General features: G+C 64.8%; 21 protein-coding genes and 1 pseudogene. 9 read left to right on the top strand and 13 right to left on the bottom strand.

What is annotated here, in order from left to right:
- Positions 1-20 precede the first annotated feature (20 nt).
- From K359_RS0111720 to pcaF, 5 genes and pseudogenes are all read right to left on the bottom strand, one after another.
- Positions 21-497, bottom strand: coding sequence for an SRPBCC domain-containing protein (locus K359_RS0111720; RefSeq protein ID WP_035976477.1), 477 nt, complete (start codon positions 495-497; stop codon positions 21-23).
- 10 nt (positions 498-507) lie between these two features.
- Positions 508-831 carry a metalloregulator ArsR/SmtB family transcription factor gene (locus K359_RS0111715; protein WP_029079517.1) on the bottom strand — a complete coding sequence of 108 codons (324 nt, stop codon included), beginning with the start codon at positions 829-831 and terminating at the stop codon, positions 508-510.
- A gap of 148 nt (positions 832-979) precedes the next feature.
- Positions 980-1,582 (bottom strand): protocatechuate 3,4-dioxygenase subunit alpha, encoded by a 603-nt coding sequence (gene pcaG, locus K359_RS0111710; RefSeq protein WP_029079516.1) that lies wholly within the window; start codon positions 1,580-1,582, stop codon positions 980-982.
- A gap of 1 nt (position 1,583) precedes the next feature.
- Positions 1,584-2,285 carry a protocatechuate 3,4-dioxygenase subunit beta gene (gene pcaH, locus K359_RS0111705; protein WP_029079515.1) on the bottom strand — a complete coding sequence of 234 codons (702 nt, stop codon included), beginning with the start codon at positions 2,283-2,285 and terminating at the stop codon, positions 1,584-1,586.
- A 105-nt stretch (positions 2,286-2,390) separates the two neighbouring features.
- Positions 2,391-3,598: pseudogene (gene pcaF, locus K359_RS51725) on the bottom strand (3-oxoadipyl-CoA thiolase).
- A gap of 214 nt (positions 3,599-3,812) precedes the next feature.
- Here pcaF and mutS point away from each other — a divergent pair.
- From mutS to K359_RS0111685, 3 genes are all read left to right on the top strand, one after another.
- Complete coding sequence (gene mutS, locus K359_RS0111695; protein WP_029079514.1) at positions 3,813-6,539, top strand: DNA mismatch repair protein MutS; 2,727 nt, start codon at positions 3,813-3,815, stop codon at positions 6,537-6,539.
- A 109-nt stretch (positions 6,540-6,648) separates the two neighbouring features.
- Positions 6,649-7,101 carry a hypothetical protein gene (locus K359_RS0111690; RefSeq protein ID WP_029079513.1) on the top strand — a complete coding sequence of 151 codons (453 nt, stop codon included), beginning with the start codon at positions 6,649-6,651 and terminating at the stop codon, positions 7,099-7,101.
- Positions 7,102-7,269: 168 nt separating this feature from the next.
- Positions 7,270-7,635, top strand: a complete 366-nt coding sequence (locus tag K359_RS0111685; protein ID WP_029079512.1) for a hypothetical protein — start codon at positions 7,270-7,272, stop codon at positions 7,633-7,635.
- Between the two features lie 236 nt (positions 7,636-7,871).
- On the opposite strand, the gene K359_RS0111680 is transcribed toward K359_RS0111685, so the two are convergent.
- From K359_RS0111680 to K359_RS0111660, 5 genes are all read right to left on the bottom strand, one after another.
- Positions 7,872-8,678 (bottom strand): hypothetical protein, encoded by an 807-nt coding sequence (locus K359_RS0111680; RefSeq protein ID WP_029079511.1) that lies wholly within the window; start codon positions 8,676-8,678, stop codon positions 7,872-7,874.
- Positions 8,679-8,809: 131 nt separating this feature from the next.
- Positions 8,810-9,319 carry an OsmC family protein gene (locus tag K359_RS0111675; protein WP_029079510.1) on the bottom strand — a complete coding sequence of 170 codons (510 nt, stop codon included), beginning with the start codon at positions 9,317-9,319 and terminating at the stop codon, positions 8,810-8,812.
- Positions 9,320-9,375: 56 nt separating this feature from the next.
- The gene (locus K359_RS0111670) at positions 9,376-10,161 is read right to left on the bottom strand and encodes an ABC transporter ATP-binding protein (protein WP_029079509.1); all 786 of its coding nucleotides are present in this window, start codon (positions 10,159-10,161) and stop codon (positions 9,376-9,378) included.
- Positions 10,161-10,997 carry an ABC transporter permease gene (locus tag K359_RS0111665; RefSeq protein WP_029079508.1) on the bottom strand — a complete coding sequence of 279 codons (837 nt, stop codon included), beginning with the start codon at positions 10,995-10,997 and terminating at the stop codon, positions 10,161-10,163. The genes K359_RS0111670 and K359_RS0111665 overlap by 1 nt, the downstream gene beginning before the upstream one ends.
- Before the next feature lie 201 nt (positions 10,998-11,198).
- Positions 11,199-12,173, bottom strand: a complete 975-nt coding sequence (locus K359_RS0111660) for an aliphatic sulfonate ABC transporter substrate-binding protein (protein ID WP_029079507.1) — start codon at positions 12,171-12,173, stop codon at positions 11,199-11,201.
- A gap of 198 nt (positions 12,174-12,371) precedes the next feature.
- Between K359_RS0111660 and K359_RS0111655 the strand changes: the two genes are divergently transcribed.
- Positions 12,372-15,164, top strand: a complete 2,793-nt coding sequence (locus K359_RS0111655) for a [protein-PII] uridylyltransferase (RefSeq protein ID WP_029079506.1) — start codon at positions 12,372-12,374, stop codon at positions 15,162-15,164.
- A gap of 338 nt (positions 15,165-15,502) precedes the next feature.
- On the opposite strand, the gene K359_RS0111650 is transcribed toward K359_RS0111655, so the two are convergent.
- A complete protein-coding gene (locus tag K359_RS0111650; RefSeq protein ID WP_029079505.1) occupies positions 15,503-15,766 on the bottom strand; it encodes a hypothetical protein in 264 nt (87 codons plus the stop codon).
- A 352-nt stretch (positions 15,767-16,118) separates the two neighbouring features.
- Here K359_RS0111650 and K359_RS51720 point away from each other — a divergent pair, with 352 nt between their 5' ends.
- From K359_RS51720 to K359_RS0111635, 3 genes are all read left to right on the top strand, one after another.
- The gene (locus K359_RS51720) at positions 16,119-17,900 is read left to right on the top strand and encodes a PAS domain S-box protein (RefSeq protein ID WP_245284578.1); all 1,782 of its coding nucleotides are present in this window, start codon (positions 16,119-16,121) and stop codon (positions 17,898-17,900) included.
- Positions 17,894-18,568: a response regulator transcription factor gene (locus K359_RS0111640; protein WP_035976475.1), complete on the top strand. Its 675-nt coding sequence runs from the start codon at positions 17,894-17,896 to the stop codon at positions 18,566-18,568. Before K359_RS51720 ends, K359_RS0111640 begins: the two co-directional genes overlap by 7 nt.
- A gap of 107 nt (positions 18,569-18,675) precedes the next feature.
- Positions 18,676-19,050 (top strand): response regulator transcription factor, encoded by a 375-nt coding sequence (locus tag K359_RS0111635; RefSeq protein WP_029079503.1) that lies wholly within the window; start codon positions 18,676-18,678, stop codon positions 19,048-19,050.
- 7 nt (positions 19,051-19,057) lie between these two features.
- Here K359_RS0111635 and K359_RS65770 read toward each other — a convergent pair whose 3' ends face one another.
- Positions 19,058-19,183 (bottom strand): hypothetical protein, encoded by a 126-nt coding sequence (locus tag K359_RS65770; protein ID WP_256375146.1) that lies wholly within the window; start codon positions 19,181-19,183, stop codon positions 19,058-19,060.
- Between the two features lie 207 nt (positions 19,184-19,390).
- Here K359_RS65770 and K359_RS0111625 point away from each other — a divergent pair, with 207 nt between their 5' ends.
- A complete protein-coding gene (locus K359_RS0111625) occupies positions 19,391-19,582 on the top strand; it encodes a hypothetical protein (protein WP_156928452.1) in 192 nt (63 codons plus the stop codon).
- A 366-nt stretch (positions 19,583-19,948) separates the two neighbouring features.
- Here K359_RS0111625 and K359_RS0111615 read toward each other — a convergent pair whose 3' ends face one another.
- A complete protein-coding gene (locus K359_RS0111615) occupies positions 19,949-20,473 on the bottom strand; it encodes a methylated-DNA--[protein]-cysteine S-methyltransferase (protein WP_198031137.1) in 525 nt (174 codons plus the stop codon).
- A gap of 88 nt (positions 20,474-20,561) precedes the next feature.
- Here K359_RS0111615 and K359_RS0111610 point away from each other — a divergent pair, with 88 nt between their 5' ends.
- Positions 20,562-20,924: a DUF1304 domain-containing protein gene (locus K359_RS0111610; RefSeq protein WP_029079500.1), complete on the top strand. Its 363-nt coding sequence runs from the start codon at positions 20,562-20,564 to the stop codon at positions 20,922-20,924.
- Positions 20,925-21,075 lie beyond the last annotated feature (151 nt).

Below are 21,075 nucleotides of genomic sequence, written 5' to 3'. Positions count from 1 at the left end.
GTCCCTCACGTCAGTCGCGCTCAGCTCATGCGGTCGAGCCGAGCATAGCTGTCTTCCATGCCGTGCTCCATGCCGGTCGCGAGCATCGCTGCGCGCGTCGCGGCATCCGGCAGCGTCATCCGCAAGGTCATGAGGGTGCCGGTGCCGTCAGGCGCGAACGTGGTCTCGACATGGTTGTCCGGCGTCGGATCGGGCAGATGCATGCGCCCGACATGCACGATGCGGCTGAACGGTTCGAGCGCGAGATATTCGCCGGTCTGATAGAACCCGCGGCCCTTGCCGTCGCTCCATTCGAAACGGATCCGGCCGCCGGGCCGAGCTTCGCTAATGCAAACCGGCATGGTCCAGCCGTCAGGACCGAGCAGCCACTTTTGCAGCAGCTCAGGCTCGGTGTGTGCGCGGTACACCGCCTCGGGCGGCGCAACGAAGCGCCTGGTGACGACGACATGGCGGTCGCCTTCGGTCGTCAGCGTCAACTTGCTCGTCAACTCGCTCATGGGGCACCTTTCACGTCTCGGGCTTCATCGCGGCCAGCACGCCGTCCAGCCGGTCGTAATTGGTTTCCAGCGCCCGCCTGAGCATGCCGAGCCATTGATCGATCTCGGCGACCGCCGTCGGCGCCAGCCGGCACGGGCGCTTGGTGCCCTCGATCCGCTTCACGATCAGGCCCGCGCCCTCGAGCACCTTGAGATGGCGGGAGATCGCGGGCTGGGTCATCTCGAACGGCTCGACCAACTCCATCACGGTCGCCTCGCCGAGAGCGAGCCGCGCCAGGATCGCCCGGCGGGTCGGATCGGCGAGCGCGGAGAAGGCGGCATCGAGGTTGGCCATGCTTGATCTCGTTCCAGTTATATAACTTATCTATTATATAACTAATCATGCATAGTCAAACGAAATCCGCCGCGACGAAGGCGCGCAGCGGATTTGTCAGTCTTTTCAATGCTGGATTTGCGCGCCGCTGACGGCGCGCCGCAGCCGGCTAGACGTCGAAGAACACCGTCTCGTTGTCGCCCTGCAGATGGACGTCGAACGTGTAGGTATGGCCCGCACCGGCCTTGCGCTTGGCGATCAAGGTGGCGCGGCGATCGGCCGGCACCAATGCGAGCACGGAATCGGCGGCATTGCCGGCCTCGTCGTCGAAATAGATCCGCGTGTAGAGATGCAAGAGCATGCCGCGCGCGAACACCGCGAGCGCGATATGCGGCGCCTGCGGCTTGCCGTCGGCATCCGGCACCACGCCGGGCTTGATGGTGTCGAAGGCGTAGCCACCGCTCTTGTCGGTGCCGCAGCGACCAAAACCCTTGAAGGACGAATTGGGCAGCGCGCGCGTATCCTGCGGATCGGAGAAGCGGCCCTGGCTATCGGCCTGCCAGATCTCCAGCATGCAATCCGGGATCACGGCGCTGTCGCCGTCATAGACCTTGCCCTCGACCCGGATGCGCTCGCCCGAGACATCTGATGTCAAGAGGTTGTTGGTGAAGGCGTCATTCCACTCATATTCGCCGTTCGGCGTCAGGCCGTACTTGAAATAGGGACCGACGGTCTGCGAGGGCGTGATTCCATCAGGACGCTGGTTCGACACGTTACTTGGTCTCCATCGGCGTGGCGTTGCGGCCGCGCAGCACGATATCGAAGCGGTAGCACAGCGCCCATTCCGGCTTGGTGTTGTCGAGATCGAACGACGAGATCATCCGCGCCCGCGCCTTCGCATCGGCCACCGAATTGAAGATCGGGTCGAACGGAAACAAGGGATCGCCGGGGAAATACATCTGCGTGACAAGACGCGAGACGAAGGAATGCCCGAACACCGAGAAGTGGATATGCGCCGGCCGCCAGGCATTGTGGTGATTGCCCCAGGGATAGGCGCCGGGCTTGATGGTGATGAACTTGTAATAGCCGGCGGCATCGGACTGCGTCCGCCCGGCGCCGGTGAAATTGGGATCGAGCGGCGCCGGGTGCTGGTCGACGACATGGATGTAGCGGCCGCAGGCATTGGCCTGCCACAGCTCGACCAGCGTGTTGGGCACGCCGCGGCCGTCCTCGTCGAGTACATGGCCGTGCACGATGATGCGCTCGCCGAGCGGCTCGCCCTTCGCCTGGATGGTGAGATCGTTGTCGTGCGCGCGCACGGTCTCATGACCATAGACCGGCCCGGTCAGCTCCGAGAGCGTGTGCCGCATCGGGATCAGCGGCTTTTGCGGCGAACGCTTCACGGTGGAGCGATAGTCCGGCGACAGCCGCGCCGGATGAGCCGCAAGCGATTGCAGCGGGTACGACAAGGTCATGGCGAATTCCTCCGCGGCCCACGCGCCCCGTGGGCTCACCTCAGATCATTATATTGCATAACCAAATTGGGGAAGGGCTGTTTTCAGCCCTTCCAAGCTATTGGACTAGTTCAGCTTTTCGATCGCGACCGCGACACCCTGGCCAACCCCGACGCACATAGTTGCCAAGGCAAGCTTCCCGCCCCGCTTCTCCATGCCGTGCACGGCGGTCAGCACCAGCCTTGCGCCGCTCATGCCGAGCGGATGACCGAGCGCGATCGCGCCGCCATGCGGATTGACGAAATCGGCGTCTTCCTGGACGCCGAGCTGACGCAGGACGGCGATGCCTTGCGAGGCGAATGCCTCGTTGAGTTCGATCAGATCAAAGTCCGACACCTTGATGCCGAGACGCTCGACGAGCTTCCTCGTCGCCGGCACCGGGCCGATGCCCATGATGCGCGGCGGCACTGCGGCCGAGGCGAGGCCGAGGATTTTTGCGCGCGGGGTCAGGCCGTGCTTCTTCACCGCAGCTTCGGAAGCGAGGATCATCGCGGCGGCGCCGTCATTGACGCCGGATGCGTTGCCCGCGGTCACAGTGCCCGGATTGCGCACGATCGGCTTCAACTTGGCGAGACCTTCGAGCGTGGTCTCGGGCCGCGGATGCTCGTCCTTGTCGACGGTGATGGGGCCGGCCTTGCACCGGGCACCTGGATCGGGATGATCTCCTCGGTGAAATAGCCCGACGCGATTGCCGCGCCGGCGCGCTGCTGCGAGCGGATCGCCATCGCGTCCTGATCGGCGCGCGACACCTGGAATTCCTCGGCGACGTTCTCGCCGGTCTCCGGCATCGCATCGACGCCGTACTGCGCCTTCATCAAGGGATTGATGAAGCGCCAGCCGATCGTGGTGTCGTAGATTTCGGCGGAGCGCGCGAAGGCTTCCGGCGCCTTGCCCATCACGAACGGCGCGCGCGTCATCGATTCGACGCCGCCCGCGATCGCGAAATCGATCTCGCCGGCGCGGATGGCGCGGCCCGCGGCGCCGACCGCATCAAGGCCGGAGGCGCAGAGCCGGTTCAGGGTCTGGCCGGGAACCGACTCGGGCATGCCGGCGAGCAGCAGCGCCATGCGCGCGACGTTGCGGTTGTCCTCGCCGGCCTGGTTGGCGCAACCGAAATAGACCTCGTCGACCTGATTCCAGTCGAGCGTCGGATGCTTGGCCATCAGCGCCTTGATCGGGGCCGCTGCGAGATCGTCGGCGCGCACCTTGGCGAGCGAACCGCCGAAACGGCCGATCGGGGTCCGGACGGCATCGCAAATGAACACATCACGCATTGAATCTCTCCCTGAATGCCGCGACTTAGGCGCTGGATCGGCTGGAACTTGAGGGGAGTTTTAGGAGCGTGCCCGCGGCAGGTCAATTGACCGGGACGCGCGTCAAGCGCGCATTGCCGTGATGTCTTGTCATATCTTAGGCCGTGGAGAGGGTGGAAAACCCGGCTCTCGCGGATAGGACCGCGCGACGAAATTTTGTAGTTTCCGCCCCCTGATGACAATCCAGCAACCCATTCCCGCTCCGCCTGAACCCGCTCCCGCCGAGGCGTCGTCGCGCGTCACGCCGATGATGGAACAGTATCTTGAAATAAAGGCCGCCCATCCCGGCCTTCTGCTGTTCTACCGGATGGGCGATTTCTACGAGCTGTTCTTCGAGGACGCCGAGATCGCCTCCAAGACGCTCGGCATCGTACTGACCAAGCGCGGCAAGCATCAGGGCATGGACATCCCGATGTGCGGCGTGCCGGTCGAACGCTCCGAGGATTATCTGCATCGCCTGATCGGTGCCGGGCATCGCGTCGCGGTGTGCGAGCAGACGGAAAATCCCGCCGAGGCAAAAGCCCGCGGCAACAAGAGCGTGGTCCGCCGCGGCGTGGTACGGCTGGTGACGCCGGGCACGCTGACCGAAGACACGCTGCTCGACGCCCGCACCAACAATTATCTGATCGCGATCGCGCGCGCCCGCGGCTCGGCCGGCGCCGACCGTCTCGGCCTCGCCTGGATCGATATCTCGACCTCGGAATTCATGGTGACGGAGTGTTCGAACGCGGAGCTTGCGGCGACGCTGGCGCGCATCAATCCGAACGAGGCCATCGTCACCGACGCGCTCTACAGCGACAACGAGCTCGCGCCGACCTTGCGCGAATTGCCGTCGGTGACGCCGCTGACCCGCGACGTGTTCGACGGCGCCACTGCCGAGCGGCGGCTGTGCGACTATTTCGCGGTCGCGACCATGGATGGCCTGTCCGCGATGTCGCGGCTGGAGGCGACCGCCGCGGCCGCGGCCGTCACCTATATCGACCGCACCCAGGTCGGCAAGCGTCCGCCGCTGTCGCCGCCGGCGCGCGAAGCCGCCGGCACCACGATGGCGATCGATCCGGCGACCCGCGCCAATCTCGAATTGACGCGGACGTTGGCGGGCGAACGCCGCGGCTCACTGCTCGATGCGATCGACTGCACCGTCACCGCGGCGGGCTCGCGGCTGCTGGCGCAGCGCCTCGCCGCGCCGCTCACCGATGTTGCCGTGATCGCGCGGCGGCTCGACGCCGTCACGGCCTTCGTTGCGGATTCGGCGGCGCGCGAGGACATCAGGACTGTGCTGCGCGCGGCGCCCGACATGTCGCGCGCGCTGGCGCGGCTCTCGGTCGGCCGCGGTGGCCCGCGCGATCTCGCGAGCCTGCGCGACGGCATCCTGGCCGCCGACCAGGCGCTGGAGCTGCTGGCGCAGCTTGCCAATCCGCCGGCCGAGGTGTCGACCGTAATGGCGGCGTTGCAGCGCCCGTCGCGCGATCTGGCGCAGGAATTCTCCCGCGCGCTCTCCGAACAGCTTCCGCTGATCAAGCGCGACGGCGGCTTCGTCCGCGAGGGCTACGAGGCCGCGCTCGACGAGAGCCGCAATCTGCGCGACGCCTCGCGCCTCGTCGTCGCCGCGATGCAGGCGCGCTATGCCGAGGACACCGGCATCAAGACGCTCAAGATCCGGCACAACAATGTGCTCGGCTATTTCGTCGAGGTCACCGCGCAGCACGGCGACAAGCTGTTCGCGCCGCCGCTCAATGCGACCTTCATCCATCGCCAGACACTGGCCGGGCAGGTTCGCTTCACCACATCGGAGCTCGGCGAGACCGAAGCCAAGATCGCAAATGCCGGCGAGCGTTCGCTCAATCTCGAGCTCGAAATCTTCGAGCGCCTGAGCGCGATGGCGCTCGCCGCCAGCGACGATCTGCGCAACGCCGCGCATGCCTTTGCAATGCTCGATGTCGCGACCGCATTGGCGAAACTTGCGATCGACGACCATTACGTGCGGCCGGACGTCGACGGCTCGCTCGGCTTTGCGATCGAGGGCGGCCGCCATCCCGTGGTCGAGCAGGCGCTGAAGCGCGACGGCCAGCCATTCATCGCCAATGCCTGCGATTTGTCGCCGGCGCCGGGACAGAAATCCGGCCAGCTCTGGCTGATCACCGGTCCGAACATGGCCGGCAAATCGACCTTCCTGCGGCAGAACGCGCTGATCGCGCTGCTGGCGCAGATCGGCTCTTACGTGCCGGCGTCGCGGGCGCGGCTCGGCATCGTCGACCGGCTGTTCTCGCGCGTCGGCGCGGCCGACGACCTGGCGCGCGGACGCTCGACCTTCATGGTCGAGATGGTCGAGACCGCCGTGATCCTCAACCAGGCCAGCGAGCGGTCGCTCGTCATCCTCGACGAGATCGGCCGTGGCACTGCGACCTTCGACGGGCTGTCGATCGCCTGGGCTGCGATCGAGCATCTGCATGAGAGCAACCGCTGCCGCACCCTCTTTGCCACCCACTATCACGAGCTGACGGCGCTCTCGGCCAAGCTGCCGCGGATGTTCAACGCCACGGTGCGGGTCAAGGAATGGCAGGGCGACGTCGTGTTCCTGCATGAGGTGCTGCCCGGCTCGGCCGACCGCTCCTACGGCATCCAGGTCGCAAAACTCGCCGGCCTGCCGCCCGCGGTGATCACGCGCGCCAAATCGGTGCTGGCGAAGCTCGAGGCCCAGGACCGCGGCCAGACCGCGCGCGCCTTGGTCGACGATTTGCCGCTGTTCGCCGTCCCCTCGCGCGCCGCCGCCGAGGACAAGCCGCCGAGCGAGACGGATTTGCTGCTCGAAGCGGTGAAGGCGCTGCACCCCGACGAGATGTCGCCGCGCGAGGCGCTGGATGCGCTCTATGCGCTGAGGGCGAAGCTGCCGAAAGGATGAACGTCGTTAAGATGCACTTGTCAGCAGCATCGCGAAACGACGAAAATAGGATATGGCCTCGTCTGAACGACCAGTTCTGTCGCCATCACTCGTTGCGCAGCTATCGAGCTTGGGCGCCAAGCTGCGACGCGGAAGTGGCGCTGACCACGAACTCAGCGAAATCCTGACGGAGCTTTCTACGCTGTCCGCGAACAAGATCGTGCGCGCTAGCCGCGAGATTACACAGGCCGCCGGCTTCGCCTGGTGGTGGCAACACCCGTCCCTGACGGATCGTTTGTTTCGATTTCCGCAGTCTGAGCGACAGCTCATGTTTCGAAACGCCGACTATGCGTGGCTGTTCCTGTTTCACCCGGACGGTTATCTGAGGGAGGCCGCTCTCTGCGCCATCGCAACGCCCCCGACGTCGTCGTTCTTTCTTTCCGCGCTCGCATGGCGGCTGAACGACTGGGCCGGGCCGGTTCGTCGCGCCGCGATAGAATGTTTCAGGCGCGTTTCGGCAAACACCTCTGCTGCTATCGCCGCGGAGGCAGCCCTCTACTTGCTTGAACGACGGTTCGTTTAGGGGCGGTGGTGCGATGAGGTCGCAACTCTTGATCCGTTGTTCGCTCGCGACGACGTCCTCGCGGCATTGGCGGCTCAGCTTGAAAGACGCCCGACTGGCGGGCTGAGCGGCTGTCTCCGCTCCGCATTGCGATATCCCGGCTTCGACCAACACTTGCCGCGACTGGCAATGGCGGCCGTTCAGCCGCCGGTCAGAGCCATCGCCTGTCCGTGCCTGATTTTGCGGAAGGCCAGCTGGCCGATCGGATTCGACTGGGTCTGGCTCGACAAGGTCTATGGCTCGAAACGACGCATTCCGAAGCTGGACAATCGAAGCATCGAATGCGATCGCCCGGTCGCAGACCTCATCGCCGAAGGTATCCGCGACAGATCGCCTTTTGTGCGAAAGATTGTCGCGGATGCCATGATTGTCGTCCGCTCGCAAATGGACGATGAGGCCCCTCTGGTTGCCCGACTTGTAGATGATCCCAATCCTGCAGTGCGCTCGCGAGCGGACTTCATGCTGAGACATCCGCCGCCACAAAAGGCTCTTTAGCCGGATCAGCGGAGAGACCGTCCCGGATTGCGCTGAGCCTGTCATCGGGCGCGCGTTCGCGCGACCCGTTGGCTCCATCCGGGCTACGGCTCACCCTTCTCCTTCGCCCTGAAAGGGGAAGGTCGGGATGGGGGTCAGCCGCAGACGACGCTGTTTGCGGAGAGAGCAGATCCCCACCCGCTTTGCTCTAACGAGCAAAGCAACCTCCCCTTTTCAAGGGGAGGTTAAGACGCACCCTACGCTTTCGACGTCTTCGCGCTCTTCCTCCGCCCGATCTGCCACAGCACCAGATTCCACACGATGCAGGTGGCGAGCGCGCAGCTCAGCCCAATCGGCGAGCCGAATTGCGCCACCGCGACATGCAGCACCGCAACGCCGAGGCCGAAGCCCATCAGGCCCCAGGCGCTGTTGGCGAGCACGGCTGCGGTTGCGGGTCCACCGATGCGCGGGTGCAGGATCAGCATCATCGAGGAGAACACGATCGGGAACAGCGCCATCACGCCGGTGACGCGGGGGCCGACCCAGCCAGACGCCGTGACCACCGTGCCGACCAGGCTCGCGACCAGCGCGGCGCGCAGCGGAATGTCGTACCAGCGCCGCGCGATCAGCGGCATCTTGGCGACGTGGTAGGGCCTGAGCAATGGAATGCAGATCGCAAAGGTGACGGCGTTGACGAGCAGCCCGCCGGCGAGCGACCAGCCGAACTGGCGGATGATGGTGGCGAGCACCAGCCACACCGCGATCGCAGATCCCGCGCTGATCCACATGCTGCGGCGCTGCGCCAGCACGGCGTAGGTCAGGCCCATATAGATCGTGGCCGCGTTGACCGGCAGGCTCGCCAGCGCACCCTCGGCGATGAAGGCGGCGTCATGGTCGAGCGCGAGGAAGGTGTAGGATGGCCCGGCCGAGATCGGTAGCGTTGCGATCAGCGCGCCGATCACCGGCCCCGAGCGCTCCGTGATGATGGACGCACTGACCACGAACGCCGCGGCGACGGCCATGCGCAGCACGAGGATCAGGACGAAGTGGAGTTCGGGGGACATTCGATCCGTCGTCCCGGCGAAGGCCGGGACCCATAACCACGACTAGTCGTGAGGAGCGAAAGCCGTTGGGCAGCACGGCTGAGAACCAGGGGACACGGCGTATGGGCCCCGGCTTTCGCCGGGGCGACGCGTCACACCCGCTGCATCGACACCGAAACCTTCGGGCCGTTCTTGATGGTCTGATAGACCACGCAATAACGCTCGGTGAGCTTCAGCAGCAGATCGAGCTTGTCCTGCGGCGCGTCGGTGCCGATCTCGAAGCGGAGGCGGATTTCGCGGAAGCCGACCGGGGTCTCCTTGTCGACGCCGAGCGTGCCACGGAAGTCGAGATCGCCCTCGGCGAACACATTGCCGACTTTCAGCGGCAGCTCGACGGCGGTCGCGACCGATTTCAAGGTGACGCCGGCGCAGGCGACCAGCGCCTCCAAGAGCATGTCGCCGGAGCAAAGCTCGAGCCCGGAGCCGCCGGTGGCGGGATGCAGGCCGGCGACCGCGAGTGCGCGGCCGGTCTCGACCTTGCAGGAGATGCTCTCATTGTCGATCGAGCCCTTGGCCTTCAGCGTGATCACGGCGGCCTGGGGGTCGGTCTTGTAGCGCTCCTTGATCGGAGCCTGCATTGCGCGGAGTTCGGCGGAGTCCATGGTTCTGCTCCCGGCTGTTCTTCTTTGTTCCGATGTAAGGCCTTAACGAGCCGATGTCACCACCACATCGCCTCGCCGGCGCTCGATTTGTCGGTGACGTCACGCACCTGCCGGTCCAGCGAGCGGTCGAGCGCGGTCAGCACGCGGCGCTTGAAGGTGTCGAACAGCTCCGATTTGCGGTCGCGCGGCCGCGCCAGATTGATGGTGATCTGCTCGAACAGGCGGCCCGGCCGCGGCCGCATCACCAACACGCGGTCAGCCAGCACCACGGCCTCGTCGACGTCATGGGTGACCAGGATCAGGGTCGGCCGTGTGTCGGCCCAGAGATCGAGCAGATGGTCCTGCAGGTCACGGCGGGTGAAGGCATCGAGCGCCGAGAACGGCTCGTCGAGCAGCAGCACTTCCGGCTGCGGCACCAGCGCGCGGGCGATCGCGACCCGCTGCGCCTGTCCGCCGGACAATTCGCGCGGCCAGGCCGCGGCCTTGTCGGCGAGGCCAACGCGGGCCAGCGCCGTCGCGACCCGCTCGCGCCTGGCATCAGTCGGGAGATCGGCGAGGCCGAAGCCGATATTGTCGGCGACGCTGAGCCACGGCAACAGCCGCGGCTCCTGGAAGATGATGCCGATCTTGGCGTGCGGCGACGTAATCACCGCATTGTCGAGTATCACGCTGCCGGTGGTGGCGCGATCGAGGCCGGCGATGGCGCGCAGCAGCGTCGACTTGCCGCAACCGGAGCCGCCGATGATCGCGATGATCTCGCCGGGCTGGATCTCCGCCGAGAAGCGTTCCAGCGCGTGGACGCCGTTCGGATAGGTCTTGCCGACGTCCCTCAGCGCAAGCATCACTGCCCTCCCCGCGCGCCGAACGCGTCCTGCCAGCGCAGCAGCGGCGCGGTGGCGATCTCGATCAGCCAGTCGGTGGTCTTGCCGAGGATCGCGAAAATCACGATCGCGGCAAGAATCTGCGCCGGCTTGCCGAGCTGCTGGCCGTCGATCAGGAGATAGCCGAGCCCTTCGGACGCCCCCATGAATTCGGCGGCGACCACGAACATCCAGCCCAGGCCAAGCCCGACCCGCAGCGACACCACATAGGCCGGCAGCACCGCGGGCAGCAGGATGCGGCGGATCATCGCAAAGCCGGACAGGCGGAACACGCGGCCGACCTCGACGACCTTGCGATCGACCGACAGGATGGCGCCCATCACCCCGAGATAGACCGGAAAGAACACACCGACCGCGATCAGCGCGATCTTCGAGGTCTCGAAGATGCCGAGCCACAGGATGAACAGCGGCACCCAGGCGATCGAGGGAATCGCGCGCAACGCCTGCACGGTCGGGTCGAGCAGTCGGCGCGCCAGGCCCCAATAGCCGGAGATCGCACCGAGGATGGTGCCGCCCACGACGCCGAGCGCAAAGCCCGCGCCGACCCGCCACAGCGTCGCAAGGATATGGCGCGACAGCTCGCCGCTCCGGGCGAGCGCCAGGATGGTCTCGAACACCTTTGACGGCGGCGGCACCAGGCGGCCGTTGGAGTAACCGAGCGCGACGACCAGTTCCCAGCCCAGCGCCAGCACGACCGGCAGTGCGAGCCCGAGCACCGGCCGCACATAACGCGACCACCGCGCCGGCGCCACACGCGGCGCGGCCGTCCGTTCCAGCGCGGGCAGGTCAACGGTCATGGCCATAGCAAGAACTATTCTTCGGGCGGGATTGCAAGGTGGGTGAGCCCAACTCCACTCACATCGTCCCGGGCAAGCGAAGCGCGACCCGGGACCCATAACCACAGGGCGAGATAGTGGAACGAGCTGGGGCCACAGCTTCGTTCAACAACAAAGCCCTGTGGTTATGGGTCCCGGCTTTCGCCGGGACGACGGCGGCGATCAATTCGTGGGCAACGGGACCTGGTCATCGATCAGGCTGTCGAGCGCGGCCTTGACGTCGGTCTTGGCGTCGATCACGCCGGCCTGCTGCAGCGCGAGACCAGCCGCGAGAATTGATTCGCGTTGCGGCGCGCCAATCCGGCTGTGGGTCAGCTCGGTGCGCTCCTTGAGCTGCTTGTCGACCACCGCGTCCGGCAGCTTGGTGACGGCGATGAAGGTCTTCTTCAGCTCGTCATAGTTCGCCAGCGAATATTTCCGCGCCTCCTCGTAAGCTGCGAGCACGCGGCGGACCACGTCCGGGTGGTCCTTCAAAAACTGCTCGCGCACATTGAGGATGCCCCAGGTGTTGGCGTCGGCCTTGCGATAGAACAGTTTTGCGCCGTCCTCGACCTCGGCCTGCGCCATCATCGGGTCGAGGCCGGCCCAGGCGTCGACGTCGCCGCGGATCAGCGCGGTCTTGCCGTCGGCGTGCTGCAACAGCACCGGCGTGATGTCCTTTTCGGTGAGGCCGGCGCCGAGCAGCGCGCGGACCAGGAAGATGTGCGGATCGGTCCCACGCGTCACCACGACGCGCTTACCCTTCAGGTCGGCGACGGAGCTGATCTTGGAATCCTTGCCGGTGACCAGCGCGGTCCATTCGGGACGCGAATAGACGTAGATCGACTTGATCGGGTTGCCGTTGATCCTGGCGACCAAAGCGGCCGAGCCCGCGGTCGAGCCGAGATCGATCGAACCGGCATTGAGGAATTCGAGCGCCTTGTTGGAGCCGGCCGACTGCACCCAGACGATGCTGATGCCGTCCTTGGCGAACTCCTTCTCCAGCAGGCCCTTCTGCTTGAGGACCATCGACACCGGATTGTAGGTCGCCCAGTCGATCCGGATCTCCTTTGGCGCGTCGGCGGCAAGCGCCGCGCCGGGCAAGAGTGTCGAGACCGCGAGCAGCGCAGCGAAGGCGCGCCGGGAAAATTTCTGCATTCGTCGATCTCCTCGATACGATTAAGAAACAATCTTTTATTTCAATGAGTTAGCCTTGCGGTCAACGAGAAAATCTCTACCCTTTACAGGATGGGGCGAGAACGATCTTGCCCGCAGCGCCGTTGAGAGAGCATGGAGCTGCTGTCGTTATACTTTGGTCAGTGACAGCAACAGCTTCGTCCGATATCGGATGGACGTATGGACAGCATCGTAGCCGACGGCCGCGCTGAAGCGGATGATCGTTTCGAGACCGAGCGGATCACCGCGGCGGTCAACGCGCTCGCCGAGCAGCATGCCGGCCGCGAGGACCAGTTCCGCGCCGCGATGGCGCAACTGCTCAAGGCCGAGCTGATCGCGGCGCGCGCCACGGCGCAGGCGCTGCTGCTGAAGGATCGCCACGGCCGCCGCTGCGCCGAACGGCTCTGCTTCGTGCAGGACGAGATCATCCGCATCCTCTACGCCGCGGCGACCCGGCATCTCTATCACTCGCCGATCCCCTCGGGCGCCGAGCGCATGGCCGTGGTCGCGACCGGCGGCTATGGCCGCGGGCTGATGGCGCCGGAATCCGACATCGATCTGTTGTTCATCCTGCCCTACAAGCAGACCGCCTGGGGCGAGCAGGTCGCCGAAGCCATTCTTTATTGCCTCTGGGACATGGGGCTGAAGGTCGGCCACGCCACCCGCTCGGTCGATGAATCGATCCGCCAGGCGCGCGGCGACATGACGATCCGCACCGCGATCCTGGAGACGCGGTTCCTGACCGGCGACCAGCCGCTCTATGACGAGCTGGTCGAGCGCTTCGACAAGGAAGTGGTGCAGGGCACCGCATCGGAGTTCGTCACCGCCAAACTCGCCGAGCGCGAGGAACGGCATCGCCGCGGCGGCCAGTCGCGCTATCTGGTCGAGCCCAACGTCAAGGACGGCAAGGGCGGCCTGCGCGATTTGCACACGCTGTTCTGGATCGCCAAATACGTCTACCGGGTGCGCGAGACCGATGAGCTGCTGGAACGCGGCGTGTTCGACGTGCAGGAGTACCGCACCTTCCGCCGCTGCGCCGATTTCCTGTGGTCGGTGCGCTGCAACCTGCACTTCTTCGCCGGACGCGCCGAAGAGCGGCTGTCGTTCGACATGCAGCGCGAGATCGCTGTTAGACTCGGCTATACCTCGCATCCCGGCATGCAGGACGTCGAGCGCTTCATGAAGCACTACTTCCTGATCGCAAAAGACGTCGGCGACCTCACCGCGATCTTGTGCGCCAAGCTCGAGGAGGAGCACAACAAGCCGGCGCCGGTGCTGAGCCGCATGGTGGCGCGCTTCCGGCCCGGCACCAAGCGGCGGCGGGTGGCCGGCAGCGACGACTTCATCGTCGACAACAACCGCATCAACCTCGCCGCGCCCGATGTCTTCAAGCACGATCCGGTCAATCTCATCCGGATCTTCCGCCTCGCGCAGCAGAACAACCTCGCCTTCCATCCCGATGCGATGCGCACGGTGACGCGCTCGCTGAAGCTGATCAACACCCAGCTGCGCGAGAACGACGAAGCCAACCGCCTGTTCATGGAGATCCTGACCTCCGACAATGCGGAGACCGTGCTGCGGCGGATGAACGAGACCGGCGTGCTCGGCCACTTCATCCGCGCCTTCGGCAAGATCGTGTCGATGATGCAGTTCAACATGTACCACCACTACACGGTGGACGAGCATCTGATCCGCTGCATCGGCTACCTGCAGGACATCGAGCGCGGCGGCAACGAGGAGTTCACGGTCGCCAGCGACCTGTTCCGCAAGATCCAGCCCGAGCACCGCCCGGTGATCTATATCGCGACGCTGTTGCACGATATTGCCAAGGGCAGGCCCGAGGATCACTCGATCGCCGGCGCCAAGGTGGCACGGCGGCTGTGCCCGCGGCTCGGCTTCTCGGCGGCCGACACCGAACTGGTGGCATGGCTGATCGAGGAGCATTTGACGATGTCGACGGTGGCGCAATCGCGCGACCTGTCGGACCGCAAGACCATCGAGAATTTCGCCGCCGTGGTGCAGTCGGTCGAGCAGATGAAGCTGCTCACGATCCTGACCACCGCCGACATCCGCGGCGTCGGCCCCGGTGTCTGGAACGGCTGGAAGGCGCAGCTGTTGCGCACACTGTATTACGAGACCGAGCCAGTGCTGACCGGCGGCTTCTCGGAGGTCAACCGTGCCCAGCGCATCGCGGTGGCGCAAGCCGAATTCCGCCGCGCCTTCACCGAATGGCCGGAGACCGAGCTCAACGCCTATATCGGCCGGCATTACCCGGCCTACTGGCTCAAGGTCGAGCTGCCACGCAAGATCCGCCAGGCACGCTTCATCCGCGCCAGCGAGCACGCCGGCCACAAGCTCGCGATCAATGTCGGCTTCGACGAAATCCGCGCCGTCACCGAGCTCACGATTCTGGCGACCGACCATCCCTGGCTGCTGTCGATCATCGCCGGCGCCTGTGCGTCGGCCGGCGCCAACATCGTCGACGCGCAGATCTACACCACGACCGACGGCCGCGCGCTCGACACCATCTCGATCTCACGCGAATACGACCGCGACGAAGATGAAGGCCGCCGCGCGACGCGGATCGGCGAGATGATCGAGCACGTGCTGGAAGGCAAGCTGCGGCTGCCCGAGGCGGTGGCGAAACGTGCGGTGCGCAGCAAGGCGCGCCCGTTCATCGTCGAGCCTGAGGTGACCATCAACAACCAGTGGTCCGACCGCTACACCGTGATCGAGGTCTCCGGCCTCGACCGCCCCGGCCTGCTCTACCAGCTCACCACCGCGATCTCGAAGCTCAACCTCAACATCGCCTCCGCCCACGTCGCGACCTTCGGCGAACGCGCACGCGACGTGTTCTATGTCACCGACCTGCTCGGCGCCCAGATCACGGCGCCGACCCGGCAGGCCGCGATCAAGAGCGCGCTGCTGCATCTGCTTGCGAGCGAGGACCAGGCCGCGAAGCCGGCGGCGTAGGTTAAGGCGGCGCATGCAAGACCCGTCATCCTGAGAAGGCCGCGCAGCGGCCGTCTCGAAGGATCGACGGCCACGCTCGCACCGCAAGGCTCTCACCTCCAGCGACAAAGGCGGAGCCTTTGCGCGGGGATGACGGTGAAAGGCTGCGCCTTTCGGGAGACGCCTGCGGGAACTGAGCCCGGAATCCATCAGGGCCGGGGCTAGACGGGGAGTGGATTCCGGGCTCTCACGGAGGCTGTTGTCGGACCCGTTTTGCGCGACCCAGGCGTGAGCAGCCAGCGCGTCGGTCCCGGCAGCCCGCCGGACTTAGAGTCTAGGGCGGGCTACGGCCCTGGATCTCACATGTCTAATTGCGGCTGCAGCGCCGCCAGGCTCGCCCCCAGCAAGGCCAGGTAGCTGGCATGACAGACCACAACGCCAAAATCGAAGACGTCGAGCAGATCGATCCAATTGTTGGTCCAGGGGTTGTCGACCGGCACGCTCGCTGTCTGCTTGCCACCGTCGATCACGGATGGCTGGAAGCTGCGGTCGCGTCTCTGACCCCGCGTCTCGTGCGCGATGTCATCGGAGCAAAGGATCAAATGCAGGCGAGCGTTCGGCAATTTCAACCTCCAGATCTCTGATCGGCGACTGCTGAATCCGGGATGCCTACTGTTATCGAATTACCCAACAAGCGTAGTCGCCGGGAAGGAACGCGCCATTGAACGGAGGTTGATCCGGCCGTTACATTCGGATGGGGACAACATACTTAGGTTTAACCGCAACCTGAATTTGAGCGTATCAGGTGATTTCGCGTTCCACGCGACTTGACGCGCGCGGGCGGATTGCCACAGGGCCCCACGATCTCGTCCGGACGCCGAGAAAGCTGCTAGGATACAGCCTGTTAGGAGGGCGACGTTGTCGCCGCTGATGATAGCGGTCACCTAGCGACGCAGCGCGGCCCATGACGGCCAAATGCTGGTGCTGCCGATGATGCGCAATCCGACCACGAAGCCCTGGTCGACCGAGCAATGGCTGCTCGGCGGCATGGTGCTGGCTTGGGCAGGAACCTGCGCTGGGCTGTTGCTCGGTCCGGAGCCCGCAGCGACCGCTCATCTGGCTGCCCTGGCGGCGCTGGTCGCCGCGCTCGCCGCTGCATTGCTCATGATGCGTGTGGTGGGCCGCACCCAAAGGCAGATGGAAGCCGCCTTGCGCGGTCGGGCCAGCGGCGAAGAGCGCGCGATCGAGGCGCTGCGCAACAGCGAAGCGCAGTGGAAGGAGGTGTTCGAGCACAACCCGGTCATGTACTTCATGGTCGACGCAACGGGCCTCGTCCTGTCGGTCAACACGTTCGGCGCGGCACAACTCGGCTACACCGTCGACGCACTGCTCGGACAATCCGTGCTGCGGGTGTTTGCCGCCGAAGACCGGGATATGGTCCTGCGCAACGTCGCGGCCTGCCTCGACAATATCGGCCAGACACATAGTTGGGAAATCCGCAAGGTCCGCAAGGACGGTTCAAGGCTTTGGGTTCGTGAAAATGCCAAAGCCGTGCGGCGGCTGGGCGATCAGTTGATTGTCCTGATCGCATGTGAGGATATTACCGAACGCAAGCAGGCCGAGAATGCGCTGCAGCAGAGTGAAATGTACCTGACCGAAGCCCAGCGATTGAGCCACACCGGCAGCTTTGGCTGGCACCTCGCCAGCGGCGAGATGATCTGGTCGGAAGAAACCTTCAGAATCTTCGCGTTCGACAAGGCGCCTTGCATCAAGCATGACACGGTCCTTCAACGCGTCCATCCGGACGATCGCGCCCGCGTGCAACGGACCATCGACCGCGCCTCGCTCGACGGCAAGGACTTCGAGCACGGCTACCGATTGCTGATGCCCAATGGGGCGATCAAATATGTCCACGCCCGGGCGCATGCGGTGGCGAACATCTCGGGCGACACCGAATTTATCGGTGCGGTCACCGACGTGACTGCCCGCAAGCGGGCCGAGGCCGAATTGCACGAAGCGCAGACCAACCTAGCCCACGTCACGCGCGTGACGGCGCTCGGCGAGCTCGCGGCGTCGATCGCCCATGAAGTGAACCAGCCGCTTGCCGCCGTGGTCACCAACGCCGCGGCATGCCTGCGGTGGCTCAACCGGGCGGCTCCCGATCTGAACGAAGCCCGCGGGGCGGTCAGGTCGATCATCAGCGACGGCAACCGGGCGGGCGAGGTCATCCAGCGTGTCCGCGCCCTAGTGAACAAGACGACCGATCAGAAGGCGCCGCTCGACATCAATGCGGCCATCAACGAGGTGATCGGCCTGGTACAGCATGAACTGCAGAGCCACCAGATTTCCCTGCAGCTGGACCTCGCTCCCGCGCTGCCGCCTGTTATCGCCGACCGTGTCCAGCTGCAGCAAGTCATCCTCAACCTGGTCCTCAACGGCATCGAGGCGATGCAGCCGGTCACGGACCGGCCGCGCGAACTCGTGATCCGGACACGCATCGATCCCGCCAAGCATGACGATGCCGGGCAAATCCTGGTCACGGTCACCGACTGCGGCGTCGGGATAACAACCGAGAATGCCGACCGGCTGTTCGACGCCTTCTACACCACCAAGGCCAGCGGCATGGGAATGGGGTTGTCGATCTGTCGCTCGATCGTCGAAGCCCACCGGGGTCGCCTGTCCGTGGCCGGAAATGCCGGCCCCGGCGCGACATTCCAGTTCACCTTGCCATTGCGTGAAGAGGATCATGCATGGTGACCGGACCCGTGGCATCACCTCCCACGCACGCAAGCGCCGGCGATCCGGCCGTCTTCGTCGTCGACGACGACCCGTCGGTGCGGGACTCGCTGAGCAATCTTTTCCGGTCGGTCGGGCTGCGGACCGAAGTGTTCGGATCGGCCCATGAATTTCTCCAGCACAAGCCCCCGGATGTCCCGAGCTGCCTGATCCTGGACATCAGGCTGCCCCGACTGAGCGGCCTCGACTTTCAGGCCGAGCTGGCCAAGGCCGACATTCATATCCCGATCATCTTCATGACCGGCCATGGCGATATCCCGATGACGGTCAGGGCCATGAAGGCCGGAGCTGTCGACTTCCTGACCAAGCCGTTCCGCGACCAGGACATGCTGGATGCCGTCACGACGGCGATCGAGCGCGACCGAAATCGTCGCGATGAGGCCAAGGCCCTTGCACACCTGCGCGCAGCCTTCGCGACCCTGACCGCCCGCGAGCGCCAGATCATGACCCTCGTCACCGCAGGGCTCATGAACAAACAGGTCGCAGCCGAAATCGGGGTGGCCGAGATCACGGTGAAGATACACCGCGGCCACATCATGCGGAAAATGGCGGCGAAATCGCTGCCGGATCTGGTCAAAATGGCGCAGATCCTCCGGATCGGACCGGCATCCGGCGGCCCGCAAACCTAAGTATGATTCTCCGATCCTGACTGGCGACGCACTGTGCCCAGGCGTCCGCGCACAGACCAAAGCCCGTTCTGGCCGTCCCAGGAAGGACCTCCTTGTCCCACCCGCCAATGATATCCATCATCGACGATGACATGTCGGTTCGCGCCGCGACCCACAATCTCGTCAGGTCGCTCGGCTACGCAGTCGAGACCTACGCGTCGGCCGAGGAATTCCTGCACTCGCCCCATCTGAATGAAACATCCTGCGTGATAGCGGACGTCCGGATGCCGGCCATGAGCGGGCTCGACCTGCAGAGCCATTTGATTGCCAGCGGACGGCGCTTTCCGTTCATTTTCGTCACCGCCTTCTCCGTCGAAAGCGATCGCGCCCGGGCCCTGAGGGCGGGAGCGATCTGCTTTCTGAGCAAGCCCTTCGACGGCGACGTCCTGATCAAATGCCTCGACACGGCCCTGGCGCAGAACGGAAGCGCGCCCGGCGAATGAGTTCACATCAGACATACGCAAGGATGATGCCGCCAAACATCAGGACAAGTTGCGCCTGGACGATGGTGGCGCGAGATTTCGCGCCGTCGTCCTTCGCAAAGATCGACGGCCAGGACAGCATCAGAGACAGCATCAGACATTTTGATTGGCAAATGGCAATTCCTCGGAAGGAGGTCGCCATGCGAGCGGAACCGCGCTGCGCCCAGTGTGACAGCGAAGAGCCCAAGATCATCAGTTTGCGAAATCCGGCGGGTGAACGCTACTGCGGACGCCTCTGCCTGTACAAAGCTCAGGAGGAATTCACTCGCTGGCTATGGCGCGCGAATGCGGAGGCCGCGTCATGACCGGCCGTTGCGGGAATCCGGGGTGCAAGCGCCCGTTCGGGCTGATCCGGCACAGCTGGCATTTCGAGCAGTTCTGCTCCGTGAAGTGCCGCGAGATCTACAAGCAGCAATTGGAGCGCAACAAGGCCTATTGGAAGTGGCTCTATCCCTTCCCCGGCAGCCGCGGCCCGGCGAGGAAACTGGTCTGACGGCCAGGACCAGACTTTTGTTTTGACGCGTTTTCTTCACGCGAACCGGCGTCCATCCCGCATCAAGTGCGGGACAGGCTTCGCTCGAAAACGCTCTGGCAACGCGCAAAGGAGTCCCCATGACGACGGTCGATGCGATGCTGGTAGGAGCGATACTCGCATGGGTGCCTTCGCTCATTGTGTTCCTCTATATCGTGCGCGATCTGCGAAACATGCCGAGCGAAGATCTCGATTGATCGCCTCGGGCGGCTGATGAAATGGGCCGCTAGAGCATTTCGGCTCTGATTGAATCAGAACCGAAACTCTGGCTTTGTGTTTTGACGCGTTTTCTTTACGCGAACCGGCGTCCACTTCGCTCGAAACGCTTCATATCTCCACGCCCTCGTGCCGCAGCAGCCAGCGCTTGCGCTCCAGCCCACCGCCATATTTGACCAGTGAGCCGTTGGCGCCGATCAGGCGGTGGCAAGGCACGACGACGCTGATCGGGTTGGAGCCGTTGGCGTGGCCGACCGCACGCATCGCGTTCGGCACTTTCAGTTTCGCCGCCAGCGCGCCGTAGCTCATGGTGGTGCCGGGCGAAATCTTCGGCAGCGCGTGCCAGACCTTCTGCTGGAACGGCGTGCCGGCGACGCGCCATTCGACATCCGCGAGCCGATCGAGATCGCCCTTGAAGTAATCGGCGAGCGCCTTGCGCATCGCCGCCGGCGCGCGGCCGTCCCGCAGCGTCACCGCGCCATAGTGCAGCCGCAGCAGCTCGAGCATGCGTCCTTCATAGTCGTCCCAGTCAAGCGCGCGTAGCACGCCGTCGTCATCGGTCACCAGCAGCGCGGTGCCGATCGGCGTCTTGAGGCGGTCGAGGTTGAAGCTCTGTGCAGTCTTGCGGTCGGCCATGGTCATCGCTCGGAAACAGTCGCTCGGCATACAATTCACCGCCCGCGTGCTAGCGTCCACCCGAATTCCGGTTAAGGGGGACCGCATCATGCTTTGGCTTGGCAAGGTTCTGGTCGCGGTGGTGGCCATGCTACACATCTATTTCCTTGTGCTCGAGATGTTCCTGTGGACCAAGCCGCTCGGGCTGAAGACGTTTCGCAACTCGATCGAGAAGGCGACCGACTCGGCCGTGCTCGCCGCCAATCAAGGGCTCTATAACGGCTTCCTCGCCGCCGGACTGATCTGGGGCCTGGTCCACGGCAATCCGGCCTTCGCGTTCCAGATCAAGACATTCTTCCTGCTCTGCGTGATCGTCGCCGGCGTCTACGGCGCCGCCACCGTCAGCCGGCGCATCCTTTATGTGCAGGCGGCACCTGCGGCGCTGGCGCTGATCCAGCTCTGGCTCGCTTAAGGCGCGGGCGCGCTTTTGCTTTCTGCAGCATGATCCCCTCGGAAAATCGCTTCACACTTTTCCGGATCGTGCTCAAACGCGACACTGCGCGCAGGGCGCATCGCCTTGCAATGCAACCACGCTTCCTCCATCATCCCTGATAACGGTGACA

Source organism: Bradyrhizobium sp. th-b2 (assembly GCF_000426785.1).
GTDB lineage: Bacteria > Pseudomonadota > Alphaproteobacteria > Rhizobiales > Xanthobacteraceae > Bradyrhizobium > Bradyrhizobium septentrionale.
The sequence above is the reverse complement of the archived record's forward strand: the minus strand, read 5'-3'. Positions and strand labels throughout refer to the sequence as shown.